General features: G+C 70.4%; 16 protein-coding genes and 1 pseudogene. 5 read left to right on the top strand and 12 right to left on the bottom strand.

The genetic code is table 11. The features are described 5' to 3' along the window. Both ACZ7KF_RS37385 and ACZ7KF_RS37380 read left to right on the top strand, forming a co-directional pair. The coding region (locus ACZ7KF_RS37385; protein ID WP_471085683.1) for an IS701 family transposase at window positions 1-941 on the top strand (941 nt) is incomplete at its 5' end. A 383-nt stretch (window positions 942-1,324) separates the two neighbouring features. Further along, window positions 1,325-2,104, top strand: a complete 780-nt coding sequence (locus tag ACZ7KF_RS37380) for a class I SAM-dependent methyltransferase (protein ID WP_471085680.1) — start codon at window positions 1,325-1,327, stop codon at window positions 2,102-2,104. A 150-nt stretch (window positions 2,105-2,254) separates the two neighbouring features. Here the strand turns inward: ACZ7KF_RS37380 and ACZ7KF_RS37375 are convergent, their stop codons facing one another. Next, complete coding sequence (locus tag ACZ7KF_RS37375; protein WP_471085677.1) at window positions 2,255-3,388, bottom strand: FAD-dependent oxidoreductase; 1,134 nt, start codon at window positions 3,386-3,388, stop codon at window positions 2,255-2,257. Between the two features lie 309 nt (window positions 3,389-3,697). Here ACZ7KF_RS37375 and ACZ7KF_RS37370 point away from each other — a divergent pair, with 309 nt between their 5' ends. Then, window positions 3,698-4,336: a TetR/AcrR family transcriptional regulator gene (locus ACZ7KF_RS37370; protein WP_471085675.1), complete on the top strand. Its 639-nt coding sequence runs from the start codon at window positions 3,698-3,700 to the stop codon at window positions 4,334-4,336. Between the two features lie 383 nt (window positions 4,337-4,719). After that, window positions 4,720-5,217, top strand: coding sequence for a CAP domain-containing protein (locus ACZ7KF_RS37365; protein ID WP_471085672.1), 498 nt, complete (start codon window positions 4,720-4,722; stop codon window positions 5,215-5,217). A gap of 68 nt (window positions 5,218-5,285) precedes the next feature. Here the strand turns inward: ACZ7KF_RS37365 and ACZ7KF_RS37360 are convergent, their stop codons facing one another. The 8 genes from ACZ7KF_RS37360 to ACZ7KF_RS37325 all read right to left on the bottom strand — a co-directional run bounded on the left by ACZ7KF_RS37360 (window position 5,286) and on the right by ACZ7KF_RS37325 (window position 12,719). Continuing rightward, window positions 5,286-6,863 carry a carboxylesterase/lipase family protein gene (locus ACZ7KF_RS37360; RefSeq protein WP_471085669.1) on the bottom strand — a complete coding sequence of 526 codons (1,578 nt, stop codon included), beginning with the start codon at window positions 6,861-6,863 and terminating at the stop codon, window positions 5,286-5,288. A gap of 44 nt (window positions 6,864-6,907) precedes the next feature. Continuing rightward, window positions 6,908-7,549, bottom strand: coding sequence for a GOLPH3/VPS74 family protein (locus ACZ7KF_RS37355; protein WP_471085689.1), 642 nt, complete (start codon window positions 7,547-7,549; stop codon window positions 6,908-6,910). A gap of 110 nt (window positions 7,550-7,659) precedes the next feature. After that, window positions 7,660-8,322 (bottom strand): response regulator, encoded by a 663-nt coding sequence (locus tag ACZ7KF_RS37350; protein WP_471085666.1) that lies wholly within the window; start codon window positions 8,320-8,322, stop codon window positions 7,660-7,662. Between the two features lie 178 nt (window positions 8,323-8,500). Further along, window positions 8,501-8,653 carry a hypothetical protein gene (locus ACZ7KF_RS37345; protein ID WP_471085663.1) on the bottom strand — a complete coding sequence of 51 codons (153 nt, stop codon included), beginning with the start codon at window positions 8,651-8,653 and terminating at the stop codon, window positions 8,501-8,503. A 99-nt stretch (window positions 8,654-8,752) separates the two neighbouring features. Next, window positions 8,753-9,187 carry an SMI1/KNR4 family protein gene (locus ACZ7KF_RS37340; RefSeq protein WP_471085661.1) on the bottom strand — a complete coding sequence of 145 codons (435 nt, stop codon included), beginning with the start codon at window positions 9,185-9,187 and terminating at the stop codon, window positions 8,753-8,755. Between the two features lie 358 nt (window positions 9,188-9,545). Beyond that, window positions 9,546-10,469, bottom strand: coding sequence for an RNA polymerase sigma-70 factor (locus ACZ7KF_RS37335; protein WP_471085658.1), 924 nt, complete (start codon window positions 10,467-10,469; stop codon window positions 9,546-9,548). 151 nt (window positions 10,470-10,620) lie between these two features. Then, the gene (locus ACZ7KF_RS37330) at window positions 10,621-11,094 is read right to left on the bottom strand and encodes a carboxymuconolactone decarboxylase family protein (RefSeq protein ID WP_471085655.1); all 474 of its coding nucleotides are present in this window, start codon (window positions 11,092-11,094) and stop codon (window positions 10,621-10,623) included. A gap of 899 nt (window positions 11,095-11,993) precedes the next feature. Then, window positions 11,994-12,719, bottom strand: coding sequence for an alpha/beta hydrolase (locus ACZ7KF_RS37325; RefSeq protein WP_471085652.1), 726 nt, complete (start codon window positions 12,717-12,719; stop codon window positions 11,994-11,996). A gap of 181 nt (window positions 12,720-12,900) precedes the next feature. Between ACZ7KF_RS37325 and ACZ7KF_RS37320 the strand changes: the two genes are divergently transcribed. Further along, complete coding sequence (locus ACZ7KF_RS37320) at window positions 12,901-13,299, top strand: winged helix-turn-helix transcriptional regulator (protein ID WP_471085649.1); 399 nt, start codon at window positions 12,901-12,903, stop codon at window positions 13,297-13,299. Window positions 13,300-13,423: 124 nt separating this feature from the next. Here ACZ7KF_RS37320 and ACZ7KF_RS37315 read toward each other — a convergent pair. The 3 genes and pseudogenes from ACZ7KF_RS37315 to ACZ7KF_RS37305 all read right to left on the bottom strand — a co-directional run. Continuing rightward, window positions 13,424-13,531, bottom strand: a pseudogene (locus tag ACZ7KF_RS37315) (IS5/IS1182 family transposase); the annotation flags it as partial. Window positions 13,532-13,587: 56 nt separating this feature from the next. After that, window positions 13,588-17,124, bottom strand: a complete 3,537-nt coding sequence (gene car / locus ACZ7KF_RS37310; protein WP_471085646.1) for a carboxylic acid reductase — start codon at window positions 17,122-17,124, stop codon at window positions 13,588-13,590. Window positions 17,125-18,049: 925 nt separating this feature from the next. Further along, window positions 18,050-18,760: a FadR/GntR family transcriptional regulator gene (locus tag ACZ7KF_RS37305; RefSeq protein ID WP_471085643.1), complete on the bottom strand. Its 711-nt coding sequence runs from the start codon at window positions 18,758-18,760 to the stop codon at window positions 18,050-18,052. Window positions 18,761-18,815: the final 55 nt, after the last annotated feature.

The following is an 18,815-nucleotide window of genomic DNA, read 5'->3' as shown; positions in this document are numbered from 1 at the left end:
ATCAGGCGGTGGTGCCCAAGCGGGGCCGGCATTCGGTGGGGGTGGCCCGGCGGTTCGTGGATTCGGCGGGGCGCACGATCAACTGCCAGGTGGGGCTGGGGTTGTTCCTGGCGGGTGAGGGGGGTTCGATCCCGGTGGAGTGGTCGTTGGTGCTGGACGATTCCTGGGTGAGGGACAGGTCGAAGCGGTTGCGGGCGCGTATCCCGGAGGAGGTCGTGGGGCAGCCGGATTCGGGGCACATCCTGGGGATGGTGGACCGGGCGCTGGGCGAGTGGGGGGTGCCGCCGGCGCCGTTGGTGGCCCGGATCTGCAGTTGTCCTGATGCGTTGACGTTGTTGGTGGGGCTGGCGGAGCGGTCGCTGGATTTCCTGGTGGAGGTGCCCGGACATCTGGAGGTCGTCGAGCCCCTGGCCCCGCTGGCCGCCCCCGCCCCCGCCCCCGCCTCCCAGGGGGCCACCGTCTCCGGGGTGCTGTCGGTGGCCCGGACGCGGGGGGTCGAGGCGATGACGGCGCAGGAGGTCAGCGCGGGCCCGCTGCACAGGTCCCAGGTGGTGGCGGTGGGCGGGGAAGGGGATGCGCTGCAACGGGTGTATCTGCGTTCGTCGTTGGTGCGTCTGCCGCGGTTGTCGTTGCCGGCGAACGTTCCCTCGCCGTTGTACCGGCTGCTGGCGGAGTGGTCGCCGGCCGAGGGGCGCGTGGTGCGCTACTGGCTGACGAATCTGCTGCATCGCCGTCCGGACGAGTTGATGCGGTTGGCGGCGATCCGCCGGCGCAGTGCGGAGGATCTGCGATGCCTGGAGAACGACTTCGGGGTACGTGACTTCGAGGGCCGCTCGTACCCGGGCTGGCACCGCCATATGACGCTGGTGTCGGCGGCCTACGGCTACCACGCGATCGAACGCGGCGGCGCGACCGCGTGCTGCCGAACCGGCCGGCACTGAAACCCCCTCCCGCCCGGGCCCCGGCCCCACCGCCCGGACGGATCGCTCAGCCGGCCCGAACGCCCGTCAGGCCCGGACCGTGACGCGGTCAGAGTGAGCATTGCTCAGAGCAGCTCCCGGTTCCGCGCGCATGCCACGAGAATCCCAGGTGACGGCATCCGCGTGGGACCCGCCCGGTGAAGCGGCCAGCCCGTCAGGCGGTCACCCCCCCCGTGAAGAGGACGTAGACCAGTGAGAACGATGGCTGCCGAGGCCCTCGTCTCCGCACCGGCCGTACGTACTTCTCAGGTGAGCGCGAGGCGGACTGCGGCGGCGGATCGCCGTCGTCGAAGCGGTGCGGTGGGGTTGTAGCCGACCGCCGGCAGCACCGATAGCGTCACCGTGTGGATCAGGATGAACGGCTACTGCACGCCTCGTCGTTCGGCGCGGCGGCAGGCGCGTACGCCGAACACCGTCCGGACTACGCGCAGGCCGCGGTGCGCTGGGCGCTTGAATTCGAGCCCGGTCGGCGCGTGCTCGACCTCGGCGCCGGAACCGGCAAGCTGACCGCGACACTCGTCGCCCTGGGTGCCGAAGTCATCGCAGTCGAGCCCGCGTCGGGGATGCTGACCGAACTGCGCCGCTCACTGCCGGATGTCCGTGCCCTGTCGGGCAGCGCCGAGGCGATACCGCTGCCGGACGCCTCTGTCGATGCCGTGCTGGCCGGCAACGCCATGCACTGGTTCGACATGGCCGTCGCGGGACCCGAGATCGCCAGGGTCCTCGCGCCCGACGGCATCCTGGCCGGGCTGTGGAACCTCATGGACGACCAGGTCGACTGGGTCGCCGGGCTCGCGCGGGTCAGCGGGAGCGCGGCCATCGGCCCGCGTGACACGCCCGCCGCCTGGCGCGCCGAGACGGCCGACATGCACCTTCCCGGGACGGGCGGAGCCGCCCGGTTCGGGGCGCCGGAGCAGGCCGCGTTCCCGCACGGGCAGCGCCGTACCGCCGACTCTCTCGTCGCGACCCTCGCGACGCGCGCGGGCATGCTGGTCATGCCGGAACAGGAACGAGAAGCCACGCTGAGCCGGATCCGCGCTTTCCTCGCGAACCGACCGGAGACCTCCCCCCGGGAGTTCACTCTCCCGATGCTGACCGGCGTGCTGCGCGTCCGACGTCTGTGAAGCATCACGACGACGGTCGCCGACCCAATCGGTCCGCCGGACGAACCGGCGGACCGTCACGGAAGGTCGAGGCTAGAGGCAAAACCTCTCCTGGCGGACCATGCCGCCCAGGCCCACAGTGCCCCGGCAGCCACCGATGCGCCGGCACTGTCAGGCCCGGTCGACGGCGGCGAAGTCGGGCAGTTCCATGGACAGCAGCTCAGCGGCGGCGCCGTCGAGGAGTCGCGCCATCTCGGTCGAGCGGGGCACCATGGTCTTCTCGTAGGTACGGACGGCGTCGTCGATCGTGTCGGTGTTCGCGACGGCGAGGGCGAGTTCGCAGGCGTCGAGCATGGCGAGGTTGACGCCGACGCCGAGCGGGGGCATGAGGTGGGCGGCGTCGCCGAGCAGGGTCACGGTGGGGTTGTGGTCCCAGGTGTGGGGGACGGGCAGGGCGAAGATCGGGCGGTCGACGTAGAGTCCGTCGTTGGCGGCGATCAACTCGCGCAGGCGGGGCGACCAGTGGGCGTAGCGCTCCAGCAGGATGCGGCGGATGCCGTCGGTGTCCTCGGGACTCAGTCCACCGGCGGTGATCCAGTCGGCCGGGACACGCTGGATGATGTGGACGCGGATGTGGTTCCCGCTGTTGCGCTGGGCGAACAGGCCGCGGTCGCCGTCGGCTGCCGCCGCGCTGCCCTGGCCGACGAGTTCGGCGATGCCGGGGTGCCGGCTGTCGACGTCGTCGAACCAGGCTTCGAGGAAACTTACGCCGCTGTACTGGGGAGTGGCGGTGGAGACGGCTCGGCGAACCCTGGACCAAGCGCCGTCGGCGCCGATGACGAGGTCGGCGTCGACGGTGCTGCCGTTCGTGAAGTGCAGGGTCCGCGGTCCGTCGGCGGGACCGGAGACGTCCTTCAGTGTGTGGCCCCAGCGCACGGTACCCGGGTGCAGGGAATCGAGCAGCAGGTCGCGGAGGTGGCCGCGATCGATCTCCGGCTTGAACCTCTCGCCCTCCTCGGGGAGGTGGTGGAAGAGGACCGTGCCGGCCGGGTCCAGCTGACGCATTTCCTGCCCCTCGGGGCGAGCCAGCCGGAAGAAGTCGTCGAGCAGTCCGGCTTCGCGCAGGGCTGTCTGGCCGTTGTCGGCGTGCAGGTCGAGGGTGCCCCCCTGGTTACGGGCGTCGGGGCCGGCGTCACGGTCGTGGACGGTGGCGGTGATGCCGTGTTGCTGGAGGATGCGCGCGCAGGTCAGGCCGCCGGGGCCGGCGCCGATGATGGCGATGCGGGGTGGGTGGGTGGTGCGCATGGTGGGACTCCGCTCATGACGTGCCGCCGTACTGCGGCTGTTGATGGATGTGAGGTCAGCGGGCCGTAGGACCGGGGCGTTCCGGGATGGGCCGGGGGAGAGAGTGACGGGCCGGGGCGAGGGTGGGCCGGCCTCCTCGGCGGACCCTCGGTGACGAAGAGGGCCGTTCAGGACTGCGAGGGCACGCAGGACCGCGCCGGTGAGGCGGGCGGTGCGCCTCGCCGCCACACCGCAAGAAAAGCACACCAAGTAAATAAGTGCAACGGATCAACTTTTGCTGTCGTGCAACCGAGTGGGTAGGCTGCGGGTATGCCCGACACCACGACCGGCACCACGACCGACGCCGGGGCCACCGCCACGCCGGCGCCCCTGGGCCGCCGCGAGCGCAAGAAGGCCGCCACTCGGCAGGCCATCGCGGACGCCGCGCTGCGTCTGTTCCTCCAGCGCGGATTCGACGACGTCGGCATCCGCGAGATCGCGGACGCCGCCGACGTGTCCACCACCACCCTGTTCAAGCACTTCCCGGTCAAGGAAGCCCTCGTCTTCGACGAGGAGGACGACCACAAGGACGCTCTGCTCGCCGCGGTACGAAACCGGCCGGAGGGGCAGCCCATCCCCGCGGCACTGCGCGAGCACGCCCTGCGTTCCCGCGTCGTCGACCCGGACGCCGCCCCTCGCTTCGCCGCCTTCGTCCGCCTGGTGAACGACACCCCCGCACTGCGCGACTACCGCCAGAACATGTGGCTGCGCCACACGGCTGCCCTGGCCCGGGTCATCGCGGAAGAGAGCGGACTTCCCGCGGACGATCCCGCCTGCACCGCTCTCGCCCACTTCGCCCTCGAAGCACCCCGCGCCGTCCAGGGACACGACGACCCGCGCCGAGCCGTCACACGCGCGTTCGAGCTGTTGGAAGGCGGCTGGAGCACGCTCGCGCCGGCCCGTGAATAGCCGACCTGGGCAGGCTTGTTGAGAGGTGGCGCGGTCCGGCCGTGCGAACGCACAAGCGCTCCGTCGCCTACCGGGCCACACCGCACCGCCATCGCCAAGCGGACCGGACACCGACCGCCGGAATGCGGCTGATGCGCCGCTCGTTCACCAGGCGTCGCGGTCTCCCCGGTCGCCGCGCGGACACCCTCGACTTAGGCTGGTGAAGGCGAAGGGGGCGGCCGTGCGGCCGCCCGACCAGGCCACTTTGCCGGCGGTCGCTTTCCCGGCCACCGCAGGAGCGGGCACCGCGGCTCGGCCACTGTGAGCCAGCCACACGCCCCGCTCAGTGACCGGTGATGCTCGTCGGCAGTATCTGCCGCTCTCTCTGCGACCAGGGGGTCGCCATGAACAAGCCTACGTGGGTACGTCACCAGGCCGTTGCCGCCATAGCGGCGGGACTGATGGCCGGGGGCACGATGTTCGCGACGAGTGCTTCCGCGGCTGTCTCCGACGTCAGCGCGAGCGATCAACAGACCATCGTCAACGAGACCAACACCGTGCGCAAGGATGCCGGCGCACCCCCATTGACTTGGGACGACAGCGTCGCCAAGGACGCACAGGCCTGGGCCGACAACCCGGACTCCACGCCCGGCGGGTCCGGCTCACTCCAGCACTCCCCCTCGTTCAACGGCGCCGAGAACATGTCGACCGTGGGACCGGCCGGGGCCACGGGGCAGTGGGCCGCCGAGAAGAGCAAGTACGACGCCGACCCCAACAAGGACCCCAACAGCCAGGGTTACAAGACGCAGTGGGGCCACTACTGGAACATGATCCAGAGCCGCTTCACCAAGATCGGCTGCGGCGCGCGGACCGGCGTGACGGTCTGTTGGTACAAGCCCTGACCCGTCCGGCACTCGACGGCCCTGCCACAGGGTCGTCGAGTGTTCGCGGTCCAGCGGGCACGGAGTCGTCAGGGCAGAGCGTTCCACAGGGCACAGCGATGGGCGGCGGGGCCCGTGTTCGAGGGGACGGTGTGGTCGGGGGCCAGGGACTGCACGGAACCGGGCGGCCAGGCCGGTGTGTCCGGGGTGTTGGGGTTGCCGGTGCGGGCGAAACCGCTCCAGTAGTCGAGCATGGTGTCGGCGAGGCGGTGCTGGGCGGGCGTCATGACGCGGGGGCGGCCACCGAGGTCGAAGAGGTAGGACAGCTCGCTTGCGTGGGGGGCGCCGAGGGGGAACGGTGCGGGGGCCGAGGTGAGCGGCGGGGCGTGTTCGTCGGCGAACTCGTAGCGCCACACGGGAACATGGAGCGCGAGGAGCGCCCCGGTGCGAAGGGTGGGGCAGGAGTAGTTGGAGTCTCCGATGACCGCGCCGAGGACCGGCCCGCCGTTCACCTCCGTGACCGGGTAGGAGCGGGCGACGGCGGGGGCCTGGGCGGGATCGGGGACGAAGTCGGCTACGACCTGGGGCCAGTTGGCGGGGGTGATGCGGGTACCGGCCCGGACGACGGCGGCGGCCCAGCCGTTGCCCTCGTCGTGGTTGGAGCCGATGAGGACCGGCGCACGGTGCACGATGCCGCGGGCCAGCGCGGTGTTCGGGTCGCGGGGCAGCAGACCGGTGGCGTAGGCGGGCTGTGCGGCGGCGTCCTGGGCGGCAAGCAGCCGGGCGGTGCTCACCCGACGCAGGCAGGCCACCACGTGCCGGGCGGTGCCGCAGCCCACCGCCTTCGCCAGCTTCGCCCCCGTGGCGTCCGCCGCCTCGAGCGGGACGGCAGCCGGTGCGAAGGGGCGGTCGGCGCGGCCGGTGCACGGTCCGCTCTGGATGATGGCGCGGTCGAACAGGCCGGCAGCGGCGGGAGAGACGAGCTGGGCGCATACGCTGAAGCCGCCCGCGGACTCTCCGGCCAGGGTGAGGTGGTGCCGGTCGCCGCCGAACGCGCCGATGTTCGCCCGAACCCAGCGCAACGCCGCCTGCTGGTCGGCGAGTCCGAAGGTGCCGGCGCCCCGCAGGCTCCGGTGGGCGAGGAAGCCGAGAACGCCGAGGCGGTAGTTGAGGGTGACCACGACGACGTCACCGCGCGTGGCCAGGCGATGGGCGTCGTAGGAACTGCCCGCGCCGGTGGTGAAACCGCCGCCGTGCACCCACACGATCACGGGCCGGGGGCGGTCGGGACGGGCGGTGTCGGGGGTGGTCACGTTCAGGTGGAGGCAGTCCTCGGTGGTGCTGCCGCCGGGTACCTCACCGGCAGGCTGCGGGCAGGGGCTGGCGGGCCGGGTGGCATCCCGCACTCCCTTCCACGGGGGAGCGGGGCGCGGTGGTGTCCAGCGCAGGGCGCCGACCGGGGGTGCCGCATAGGGGATGCCGTCGAAGGTGCGGTAGCCGTCGCCCACGGTGCCGCGCAAGGCACCGGCCCGGGTGTGTACGACGGGTGAGGCCGGTACGCCGGTGTGCCGGACCTCGGCCGTCTCCGCCCGGACCGGCACTGCGGTGAAGGCCAGCACGGCGCACACCAGTGCCGCCGTCCATCGCCCTGCGCGCCTTGGTTTCATCGGTGTACGCCTTCCTGCTCGGGCCGGTTGCTCGGGGTGGCGGGTCAGCTGCCGCCCATGCCTCCCCGGGCGGCGATCATGGTGGTGCGCAGGCCCCGTACCGTCGTCTCCAGGCCCGGCGCGAGCTGAGCGAGCCGGCCGGTCAGGTCGTCGATGCGCGCACGGTGTCGGTGCCGGTCCTGTCCGGACACCGCCGAGCCGATCCGGCCGGCCGCGGCCAGCGCCACCAGAGCGGCACCCTCCACGGCGACTTCGTCCACCGAAGTGGCGGAGCGGAGGATCGTGGCGGCGTGCGCTCGCAGCGCTCGGACGGCCTCCGGGTCCGTCACGGTCGTACGGCGTCCGGACAGGACCGGGACGGGGCCCGGCTCCACGGTGAGCTGTCCCCGTTTCGCGAGCTGGTCCTCCACGGCTCGCAGGGTGTGCGTCCTGTGCCGCCGGGCCAGGTGCTTCCAGCCGTGCCCGGCTCCGGCGACTTCCGCCAGCACGCGGTCCAGGACCGGATCGCCCACCGGGCCGGGCGCGGTCACCCGCACCGCTCCTCGGTGCTCGGTCAGGTGACTGCGCAGGGTGAGGTCGACGAGTGTGGCGACGCGTACGAGGAATCCGGTCCGCGTGCGGTCGTAGGGGCCGCGCGCCGACGCGTCGTAGGCCAGCAGGTACATCCGGTAGGGCAGGGCATCCATCACGCTTGCGACGCTACGGCGCCGCAGCCCGCCTGTGATCGACCTGGAGGCGCACTTCGGAATGGACCGGGGGGATCACCCGCCTGGCGCCTCCTCCTCAAGGAGGAGGGTCACGAACCGCGGGGCCGGACAAGACCGTGGTCGTAGGCGGCGACCACCGCCTGGAGCCGGTCCCGCAGCCCCAGCTTGCGCAGCACCGCAGCCACGTGCCGCTTGACCGTGGCCTCGGACAGGGACAGCCGACCGGCGATCTCGGCGTTGGAGAGCGCCTGCCCGATCAGGGTGAGCACCTCGATCTCGCGCGCGGACAGGCTGGTCAGCGCGGGCGGCACCGTGCGCCCGTCCGGCGCGGTGCGCAGCAGCCGGTCCAGCAGGCGGCGGGTCGGGCTCGGCGCGAGCAGCGTGTCCCCGCGCACCGAGGCCCGGATCGCCGCCACCAGCTCGGCGGACTCCATCTCCTTGAGCAGGAATCCACGGGCGCCTGCCCGCAGCGCCGCCAGCACATGCTCGTCCTCGTCGAACGTGGTCAGCATCAGCACCCGGGTCGTGCTGCCGGAGGCCACGATCTGCCGGGTGGCCTCGATCCCGTCCAAGCCCGGCATCCGGATGTCCATCAACACCACATCAGGCCGGGTGCGGTGGACCAACCGCACCGCCTGCCGACCGTCACCCGCCTCACCCACCACGGTCAGGTCGTCCCAGGAGTCGATCACCAGACGGAAGCCGGTGCGCAGCAGTTCCTCGTCGTCGGCCACCGCGACCCGGATCGTCATGAACGGCATCCCATCAACAGCGTTCGGCAGAACGGTCCAGCGTTCCCTCCGTCCATGATGACGTGATCCGCGTGGGGCAGGTCCCGTGGCAGCGCCGGTTGTCGAGGGAGATGACGTCGATGCACGGCCGACGACGCGCCAGGCCGTCGAGCGAAGTCCTCCAGACGTCGCCGGGCGCCTACGAGTGGCGGCGCTGAACTGCGACCAGTCGGCGCCGCCGGCAGATGCCCGCACAGGCCAGGGCGAGGAAGGCGTGGTGGATGTCGTCGTGGAACTCCCAGCGAATCCGCAGGCGGCGGTGCCGATGCGGGTGGGCGGATGCGCGCTCCACATCACGAGCTGGTAGAGCGGCCGTGAAACCACACGCGGATCGTGTCCCCGCTCGGTCCATGCGTAGCACGAGGAGCAGAACCACCGTTCCTTTGGTGCCTTACAGCTGATACCAGTCGTCGTCGGTCCGGAGTGCTCGGCCGAGGTAGTCCTGCAAGTTGATGGCCACCCACCGGCGACTGTCGCTCTCGTGCTCCCAGACGAAGATGTCGGGACGCTCGGGCTTCCGTACGAAGGCGAACCGATCGCCGGCTCCATTGTCCCCGAAGAAAAGGAAGGCGTCGAACGGCATGTACAACTGGGCGAACGTCTCGTCGGACCAGAAGAGAAGGTTTCTCTCCACTATCTGATCGATGGGCCAGACGGTGTCCACGTGAGCGTGTCCCATCACCCCGTTGCTTTCGAGGAGCAACTGCCTGAGCTCTGGCGGCAGTCTCCGCCTGAGCCGCGTCTCCGCCGTGACGAGGTCGGATGCCTCAGCCGGTTCCCGGAAGCCCACGCCAGGAAAGACCTCTGCCGCTGCCTGTCTCCACATGATCCAGATCTTAATCAATCGCCTCCCCAGGCGCCGGTGGTGCAGCGGTGGCTGGAGGTGAGAGCGCGAGGGATGCCCGCGAAGGCCGGGAAGCGCTCGGCCTTGCGCTTGTACGGCGGTGCGGACGGCGGCCTCCGTTCAGCCAGGACATGGCCCGTTCGACCACCCACCGATGCCGGCCCAGGCGGCCGGACCCTTCGGTGCCGCGGCGAGCGTCGAGGGGCACGATGGGCCGTCCCCGCGAGCCTTCTCGCAGGTGGTCGAAGTCGTGACCCTGCCGCCCGTTCCGGCAAACGGGCCGCACTGTGGCCGCTGCCATGAGCTGCCGGTCGACGAGCAGCCCGCTCGGGTCCCGGGTTCACTTCGTCTGCCCGCGCGCCTGCTTCACCTCGCGGTCAACAGCCCAGGCGTCGGCGACCGGCCCGAGGTGGCCGAGCTTGTCGGGGTTGATCACCGAGCGAATGGTCTTGATCTGCCCGCCGAGTACCTCCAGGGCCAGGATGTGAAGCACCTTGCCATGCCGGTCGCGGAAGATCGCGCCGGGCTGCCCGTTGATCTCGTGCGGCTCGAACGTCACGTCGATCCGGGCCATCAGGGGGAAGACGGAGGTGAGCAGCCGAGCCACGTTCTCGCTGCCGCTGACGGCCTTGGCGAGCTGGGGGGCCTTGCCGCCGCCGTCGCCGACCATCTGCACGTCGGCGGCCAGCAGATTCCGCAGCCCGCGCACGTCACCGTCCTTCAGGGCGTCGAAGAACCGCGTCGCCAGCTCCTGCCGCTCCTGCCGGTCCACCTCGAACCGCGGCCGTCCGGCCTGCATGTGCCGCCGTGCCCGTACCAGCAGTTGCCGGCACGCCGCCTCCGACCGTTCCACCGCCGTGGCGATCTCGTCGAACCCGAAGCCGAACACCTCCCGCAGGACGAACACCGACCGTTCCAGCGGGCTGAGCCGCTCCAGCAGAAGCAGCGCCGCCATCGACACCGAGTCGGCCAGCTCCGCCGAACGCGCGGGATCCTGATAGGGATCGCTGAGCAGTGGCTCGGGGAACCAAGGACCCACGTACTCCTCCCGCCTCACCCGCGCGGAGCGCAGTACGTCGATCGAGATCCGTGTCACCGTGGCCGACAGAAACGCCTTGGCCGACGCGACCTGGGTCGCCGAGCCGGCGAAGCGCAGCCACGTCTCCTGCACCGCGTCCTCGGCCTCACCCACGCTGCCCAGAATCCGGTAGGCGATCGAGAACAGCAGCGGCCGCAGCTCCTCGAACTCCTCGTCCTTGTTCACGACGAACACCCTTTCCCGCACCCGTTCCACTGCGGCCGCCCTCGCGGCTGCAGTCATCGTCTCTGATCACTGGCCCCCGTGGATCACGCCCACGCCCACGCCACCGGGCCCGGAGCCCGCAGCGGAACCCCGAGCCGGTCACTGACGGCGTTCAGTGGAACTGACCGGCCTCGTAGTTGCCGGCCGGCTGCTGGGTGATGATGTTCAGCCGGTTCACCGAGTTCATGAAGGAGACCAGGAGCACCAGGGCGGTGAGCTGTTCCTCGTCGTAGTGCTGGGCCGCGCGTGCCCACACCGCGTCGCTGACGCCCTTGGCCGCATCCGCGACGCGGGTCCCTTCCTCCGCCAGCTCCAGCGCGGCACGCTCGGCCTCGGTGAAGACCATGGCCTCCCTCCACGCCGCGACCAGGTTCAGCCGCACCGAGGTCTCGCCGGAGGCCGCGGCCTCCTTCGTGTGCATGTCTATGCAGACGGCACAGCCGTTGATCTGGCTTACGCGCAACGCCACCAGCTCCTGCGTCGCGGCCGGCAGCGGCGAGTCCTTGAGTGCCTTGCCCGCCGACACGAAGTACTTGAGGGCCTTGCCGGCCGTCGGGCTGTCGAAGTAGTTCAGACGCGCGTCCATGGTGTGCTCCTCCGTGCTCGTCAGTGGCTACACCCCTGAGACGAGGTAGCCCGTCAGCCTGTGACACGGACGCATGTGACCCGCGTCTCCCGGCCGTCGGACCCCTCAGGTGGCGAGGGACCAGGAGCCGTACGGCTTCACCGGCGATGGGGCGTCACGTGCCACATCCACCGGCCGCACCATGGGGTACGAACACCGTCTTCCGGAGCCTCGGCGCCGATGAGGATGCCGGTATCAGCATCGTCCTGTCGTACGCCGCGCCCTCGAAACCGGCGGCCACCGTGCCATGTACTGCCATAAGGCCTGCCGAACCGAACGAAACGATCTTGTGTCTTCGGTAACCGGCCGGCCCGGTCCGCTATGTGCCGGCAGCCCTCCCGCTCGGGCCGCTGTGGAACGTCGAACGTCACGGAAGAGCTGCTGCCGCTCCTCGGGAGGGGCAGAGCGGCAGTGCACCGGCACAGCGGGACGCATCGAGGCCGCCAAGGTGACGGCCGACCGCAGCACCGTTCGGGCGGCGACCGGACCGCGCTGCAGTCGACGACGTGATCCCTGAGGCCCTCACCCGACAGATCGTCACGTAAGACTGCAGACGAGTTCCTCGCGGCTGCCGACTCCGGTCTTTCGGTAGATGGATCTGAAGTGATCGTTGACGGTGTGCAAGGAGAGATGCAGAATGCTTCTCATCATCCATTTCCCCCTGATCGCAGTCGGCAAGGCACTGCCGTGCCGAGAGTGCACCGAAGTCCGGAGCACACCCTGGACGATGGCCTGGTCGGGAGGCGTCGTGAATCCCCGAGAATTCGGGGGGTGACAGCATGCCAAGGGGACGACATGTGACCTGTCCATCGGCGAGCAGCCGGTGACGGCACTCGCCCGGGCGGGGCGAAGGCACAGCCCTACACGAGTTTGAGAAGCAATTCGCTGAGTTCTGCCGGCATGGTGATCATGCAGTCGTGACCGGTCGGCAGCTCCCAGACCTGCGCGGCAGTGCCGTTGGGCTGGACCGGGGGGACCGGGCGACGGGTGACGCCCGCCGGCATGGCGCCGACATTGTGGATGTGCGTGCGCGGGAGCGCGTCCATGGCTGGGTTGTCCAGCCGCACCGGCTGCTGCAGACAACGCACCGGCTGGTCCGAGAGCATCCCGCGCAGCCAGGCGACGTCCACCGGGTCTGTGACACCGAACAGGCCGAAGGGTGCGGGCTGCTCGGGCATCGGCGGCACGCGCCAACCGCTCTCCGACTTCTCGGCCAGCTCGATCAGCTGCCGTGTCACGGGTTGCACGTCGATCGCGGACTCGCCGTCCTCCGGGACCATCGCGTCGAGGTAGACCAGGTGCGCGACGCGCTCCGGAATCCGGTTGGCCGCCGCGGAGATCACCAGGCCCGCGTAGCTGTGGCCGACGAGTACGACGTCGCTGAGGTTCTCCTCGGTGATCAGCCCGACCACGTCGTCGACATGTGTGTCGAGCCCCACTTCCGGACCCAGGAGGTGCGCTTTGTCGCCATAACCGGTGAGGGACGGCGCGAACACCCGGTGTCCGGCAGCCTCCAGCAGCGGCACCACCCGCTCCCAGCACCGTCCGCTGTGCCAAGCACCGTGTACCAGCTGAAAATCGGACATGAGGAAAAGAACCTTCCTTCGCAGAAACGGAAGGGCACGGACACGCGCAGGGCGCCGGCTCGCGGCTCTGCGGTTACCATTCGTGCCTCGGTACCGATCGAGTACCGAAAGCATGCTGGTGCACACGACGTGCCGCAGGCAATAAGGCACTTTCGCGTGCCCCGGTTCTCTGGAGGTAACCATGGACGCGGCACACGGTGGCCCACAGTCGGCCGCCCGGCCCAGCGACGCGTGCCGGACCCGGGTGGTGCTCGACATCGTCGGGGACAAGTGGTCGCTGCTGGTCGTGCGCAACCTCAGAAACGGACCGCGTCGTTTCACCGAGCTCAAGAAGGCCATCGACGGAATCAGCCAGCGCATGCTCACCGTGAAGCTGCGCAGCCTGGAGCGTGACGGAATCCTGACACGCACCGTCCACGAAGTGATGCCGCCGCATGTCAGCTACGAACTCACCGAGATGGGCGTGACCCTGCGTGAGGCCACCGCGCCCCTGCTCGAATGGAGCGTCGCCCACCTGGCCCGGATCGACGATGCCCGCGCCGCCTACGACGCCCGTACGGACACGCCGGCGGCCTCGTAGCGCAAGGCGGACGATGCCAGCCGACAAGCCCACTGCGAAGTCGGGGTCCGCCTCACGCAGCACCGCCGGCAGGCCCGGCGCTCGGTCTCATCACGCAGGACACGTCTTGGGCCGTGTCCTGCATGGTCAGTTTGAGGAGCCGTTTGTAGCAGCAGAGTGCGGCTGCCAGGCCGAGAGAGGCCAGGTAGTTACGGGGGTGCCGTTCGTAGCGGTGGTTGAGACGCCGGTGTCCGCCCGGCCGCCGACCGCAGTTCGTCGATGACCACCCACGGTCTCCCTCGGGATCGGTCACAGCAGATGCCGTGCCCGAAGGTCCGCCACGTACTTGGTGATCAGGTCCTGCGACAGATGCGGGATGTCGTTCTCCGGGGTGAGGGCGGCTGCCTGCACTGCCGCGCGGAAGTGCTCCGCCGGGAGAGCGGAGCCGGGCAGGGGCTGCTGCGGCCGCGCGAAGGCGTGCAGCAGGGGGAGCAGCGAATGCTGCTGCCGGCGGTCGGGCAGCGCGCGCAGGGCGATCTCGAAGCGGTCGAGCCACTCGTCGTAATCGTCGATGCGCGCCAGGGGATGCCCGGCTGTCGCCAGCCAGTCGACGAACGTGTCGAGTGAGATTCCGTCCTCGTGCGGATTGACGACGTTGAAGGTCCGGTACCCCTCCCGTGCGTCGTCGCCCAGCGCGGCGATGGCCTGCGCGGTGAAGTCCACGGGGAGTCCGTCGTAGTGGCCGCTGCCGTCGCCCGTGCCCGGGGCGTAGAAACTGCCGGGGGCGATTCCTGTCGCCAGCAGGCTCAGCACGAGGCGCGTGAACACGTCCGGGATGTTCAACTGTCCCCGGTAACGCCGGTGCGCGAGGATCAAGTTGGAGCGGAACACGGCGACCGGCAGGCCGAATGTGTCGTGCGCTTCACGCAGCAGGACCTCGCCCGCCCACTTGCTGGCCGCGTAGCCGTCGGCATATCCGCTGTCGAGGTCGCGCGTGCCGCAGGCCGTGCGGATGTCCGCCGCCTCGTCGGCCGCGGCCTCGAACCCGAACGCGACGGCGACCGTCGACAGGTAGGTGAACTGCTTGATCCGGGAGGTGACCGCGAGCCGGATCAGTTCGGCTGTCCCCAGCACGTTGGGGCCGAACAGCTGCTCGTAGGGCAGGACATGGTTGACCAGTGCCGCCGGATGAACGATCAGGTCCACGGTGTCGGCCAGCCGCTGCCAGGTCTCCTTGTCAAGACCGAGGTCGGCCTCGCCGATGTCCCCAGGGACCACCTCCAGGTGCTCGGCGGCCAGATCGTGGTAGCGCTGGAGGAGTTCCGGGTCGCCGCTGTGGAAGGCCGCATCGAGCCGTGCCCGGGCCGGCTCGGCGCCGCTGCCACGGACCACGCACACCAGGGTGCCGCCACGCTCCGCGACGCGCTCCAGCCATTCGAGGCACAGGAAGCGGCCCAGGTAGCCGTTGGCGCCGGTCAGCAGGACGGTGCGTGCCGGTGGCAGTGGACCGGCCGGGCTGTCGTTCTTCGCCGGGGTCTGTGTGTCGAGGAATGCGTCCAGCGTCAGATCGCCTGCCAGAAGCCGTGTCGCTCCCGGTCCGTGGACGCTGTCGGCGGTCGGCCGCCGGTGCCCTGATGCCAGGGCCTTCTCGATGTGATCGGCCACCTGCTGGAGCGTGTTGACCGGGTTGATGACGACGTCGACAGGGACGTCGACGTGGAAGATCTCCTTCAGCAGCTGGGAGAACGACAGCGCGGAGAGGCTGTCGCCGCCGAGTTCGAGGAAGCGGGTACGGGGATCGAGGTCGCCCTGCTCGTGTCCGAGAAGTGCTCGGGCGGCCCGGAGCACCGTTGCCGGTACCGGCCCGGCCGGGCCGGCCCGGCGCAGCGCCTGGAGTTCGCCGCTCTCGCGCTCGGTCAGCTCGGTGTACAGCGCTTCGAGGCGCTCGCCGTAGCGCTTCGTCAGAGCGGGGCGCAGCAGCTTGCGCATTCCCGAGAGCAGCCCGTTGTGCTGGCTGAACGGCTCGCTCTCGATGACGAAGTCCCGTGGGATCTCGTAGGAGTTGAGACCCGCCTCGGCGGCGAGGCGTTGCAGGGACTCGCGCAGGACCATCCTGAGGTGCCGGGAGTCCTCGCCGCTGCGGTCGAGCGCCTCCTGGGTGGGTACGACGACGGCGAGCAGATAGGCGCGGGCGCTGTTGCCGTACACGAAGATCTGCCGGACGAACGGACTGGCGGTGAAAAGGGCTTCCAGACGGGACGTGGCCACGAACTCGCCCTGGGACAGCTTGAGGACATGGGAGCGGCGGTCGACGTACACCAGCTCGTCGGGGCCTGTACGGGCCATGATGTCGCCCGTGCGGTAGAAGCCGTCCTCGTCGAAGACCTGGGCGGTGGCGTCCGGCCGCTGGAAGTAGCCGGGAACGAGCCGGTCGGACTTGAGCAGCAGTTCGCCCCTGGGGTGCGGCGAGTCCGTACGGAAGTAGCCTAATTCGGGCACATCCACCAGTTTGTGGTCGGTGACCGGCGGGCGCAGCACCCGGCCGTCGAGGAAGACGATTCCGGCTTCCGTCGACCCGTAGCCGTCGAGCACCGTGACGTGCAGACAGCTCTCGGCGAACGCCGTCATCTCCGCGCTCAGCGGGGCCGAGGCGCTGAGGGCCGAGAGGAGGCGGCCGCCCAGGACCTTCTCCCGCAGTTCCTCCTTCACCCGGTCCGCCTGCTCGGCCGGGCTGCCTCCCGCTCCCGCCTCGTTCCGGCGGGTCAGTTCACTCTGGTAGCGCTGGAAGAGCATGTCGCAGATGCGGGGCACCATGAGGAACTCGGTGGGGCGGACCAGGGAGAGGTCCTCCAAGAGGGTCGACAGGTCGCTCGACGCCGTGAAGTAGGCGATGCCCCCCTTGGCGAGCGTGCCGAACAGCACGCCCCGTCCCACCATGTGGCTCAAGGGCATGTAGTTGAGCACGATGGCCGGCCGCGTCTCCTGGCCCGGCACGAAGTCAACCCAGAACGGCCGGACAAGACGTTCGGTGTACATGGCGCCTTTGGGGGTGCCCGTGCTTCCCGAGGTGTAGAGCAGCGCGCTGAGCGCGTCGTCGGCAGACTCCGCGGGGGTCCGGGGATCGGGCGGCAGGGTCCTTCCTCGCTCGATGACGGACGCCAGCGTGTCCAAGGTGACGCCCCGGCCCTGCGCCGCGAGCCGACCGCGTGCGAAGTCCAGTGCTTCCCGGTGAGCGGTGACCTCGGGGCGGTGGCCGAACACGACGATCCTGCCCAGCGCCGGGGCATGCGCCGCGACGTGGAGTGCGACATCGAGGTGGGTGACGTCCACAGCGAGCAGGCGCGGTCCGGTCTCCGCGACGACGGGGGCGAGCTCTCCCGCCGAGGCACCGGCCTGGAGAGGGACGCAGACCGCTCCGGAGCGGACGCACGCCAGATCCACCGTGGTGTAGTCGGCGCTCGGGGGACCGAGAACCGCGACGAAGTCGTCGGCGCCCACGGCGTGGTCGGGGTGGTGGCGCCACTCGGAGGCCACCGCACCGACCCGTTCCCACAGTTGGCCGTAGGTGATCGTGTCGAACCGGTCCAGGAGGCGCAGCGTGGTGCGGCCCGTGTCCGGGTCGGTGACCGGCTCGGTGGCGCGCTCGCCCAGGGCGGGGCGGTCCGCGTATCCCTCCATCACCGTGGCGACGAGGTCGGCGAGCGGCAGTTCCGGCCGCCGGATCGCCTCGGTGACGGCGTCCAGGGGCGCGGCGCCGCGGAACTGCGGGTCGGTCGCGTACAGGTGCGCGCTGCGCTGGGCGGTCAATGCGCTGAACTCGTCAGTTGGGGAATGCGATCCGGACATGAGTCTTCTCCTTCGTGGCCTTGACGGCCCGTTCATGTGGGGGAGGAGGCGTCACTTTTCGGGGCGGCCGGGGTGGGAGCCAGGAGGCGGCGCCGGCGTCCGCCCCGGCGGGGCGCGCTGGGCAGCGGGCGGAATGCCGCACGCGACGGCTCTGGCCCGCGCCGTATCCGGCCCCTGTCATAGCGATGTTGAGGACGACCAGGGTCGCGAGGGGTGGCGTCCAGCTGTTCGTGACGCCGTGCGGGATGTTGAGGAGGAGGGGACCGCCGCTGCTACGAGCGAGCCGACGGACCGCGCCGTGCCTGCCTGCGCGGCGGCTTCGCCGTAGCTGGCGGCGTGTTCGCTCTGGAAGCTGGGCGTGAGGACGAGGCATCCACCGCCGCCCAGCCCGAGCCGGGTGCACGCCACGACGGCCGACCCGGGCGCGGACACCAGCGCGGCGACGCCACCGGCCATGACGACCGAGGCCCCGGCCGCGGTCCGACGCTGCTTGTGGGGCCCCGGGTGAGCAGGAGTAGGACACTGCCGGCCGCCAGGGTGATCGCCTGGCGGGGGAAGAGCATCCAGCCGCCCGTGGTGCTGCTCGTGCCGCGGTGGATCAGAATGCCGGGCAGCCATGCGACGGCGGCGCAGAACACCAAGGCCCGCGGGCCGATGAACATGCTTGCCAAACCAGTCCCGACCGCCAGGGGGGCGGAGCACGGGACCAGTCCCGACCGCCAGGGGGGCGGAGCACGGGTCACACCGATGGACGGAGGCGTGCGCTGCCGAACTGGGGCGAGGCCCGTGCCACCAGGGGCAAGGTCGCGGCGAACGGCAGTGGCGGGAGGGCGCTCAGCAGCCCGCCCCGGCTCGACGTCAGGCCGCTGCTCTGCTCGATTGCCGGACGTGGAGCGCTCAGGGGATAACGAAGACGCCTGCGGGCTCACTGCCCCTCCCCCGATGGTCGTGTCCGAACCTCGTGGTCACGGGTGAGCTGGACGATCGCGGCCGCCGCGGCGCGGGCGCCGCTCTCGTCCCGGGCCTCGATCGCATCGACGAGCCGCCTGTGCAGGCTGGCGTGCTCCTCGGCGCCGGCCGCGTCCCAGGGCAGGCCGCCCAGCGAGGAGGTGAGAGCCGTACCGAGGTAGTCGTACACCTCGACCAGCAACTCGTTCCTGCTCGCCCTCACGACGGCCCGGTGGAACAGTGCGTCGACGCTCTCGGCCAGCGACATGTCCTCACCCCCAGCGGCCGCGTCCGCGTCGGCCAGCAGCTCCCGCAGCTGGTGCAGCTGGTCCTCGTCGCGACGCAGGGCAGCGGCCCCCGAGGCGTACTCCTCGAGCACAGAGCGCAGTTCGAGGACGTTCTCCCGCTGCGCGGAACTGGCTCGCCGCACCATGACCGACTGAAGCTCACTCGACGAGCGGACGTAGGTGCCGTCCCCGACCCGGGATTCCAGCAGCCCCAGGTGCACGAGCGCCCCGAGCGCCTCCCGCAGCGTGCTGCGCCCGACCCCGAGCTCCTCAATGAGAGCCTGCTCCGGCGGGATCCGCGTTCCCACCGGCCATCCGCCTGCCTCGATGTGCGCGCGGAGACTGTTCACGAGCTGCGCGGACAGACTCGCTGTCCTGCGCGGTGTGGTGATGCGCTTCATGGCAGCACCATATCCAAATGTCAGACATTTGAACACCACATCACGTGGAGAGCGG

The sequence above is a fragment of the Streptomyces sp. NPDC038200 genome, assembly GCF_055600785.1.
This window is presented reverse-complemented; position numbering and strand designations above follow the sequence as displayed.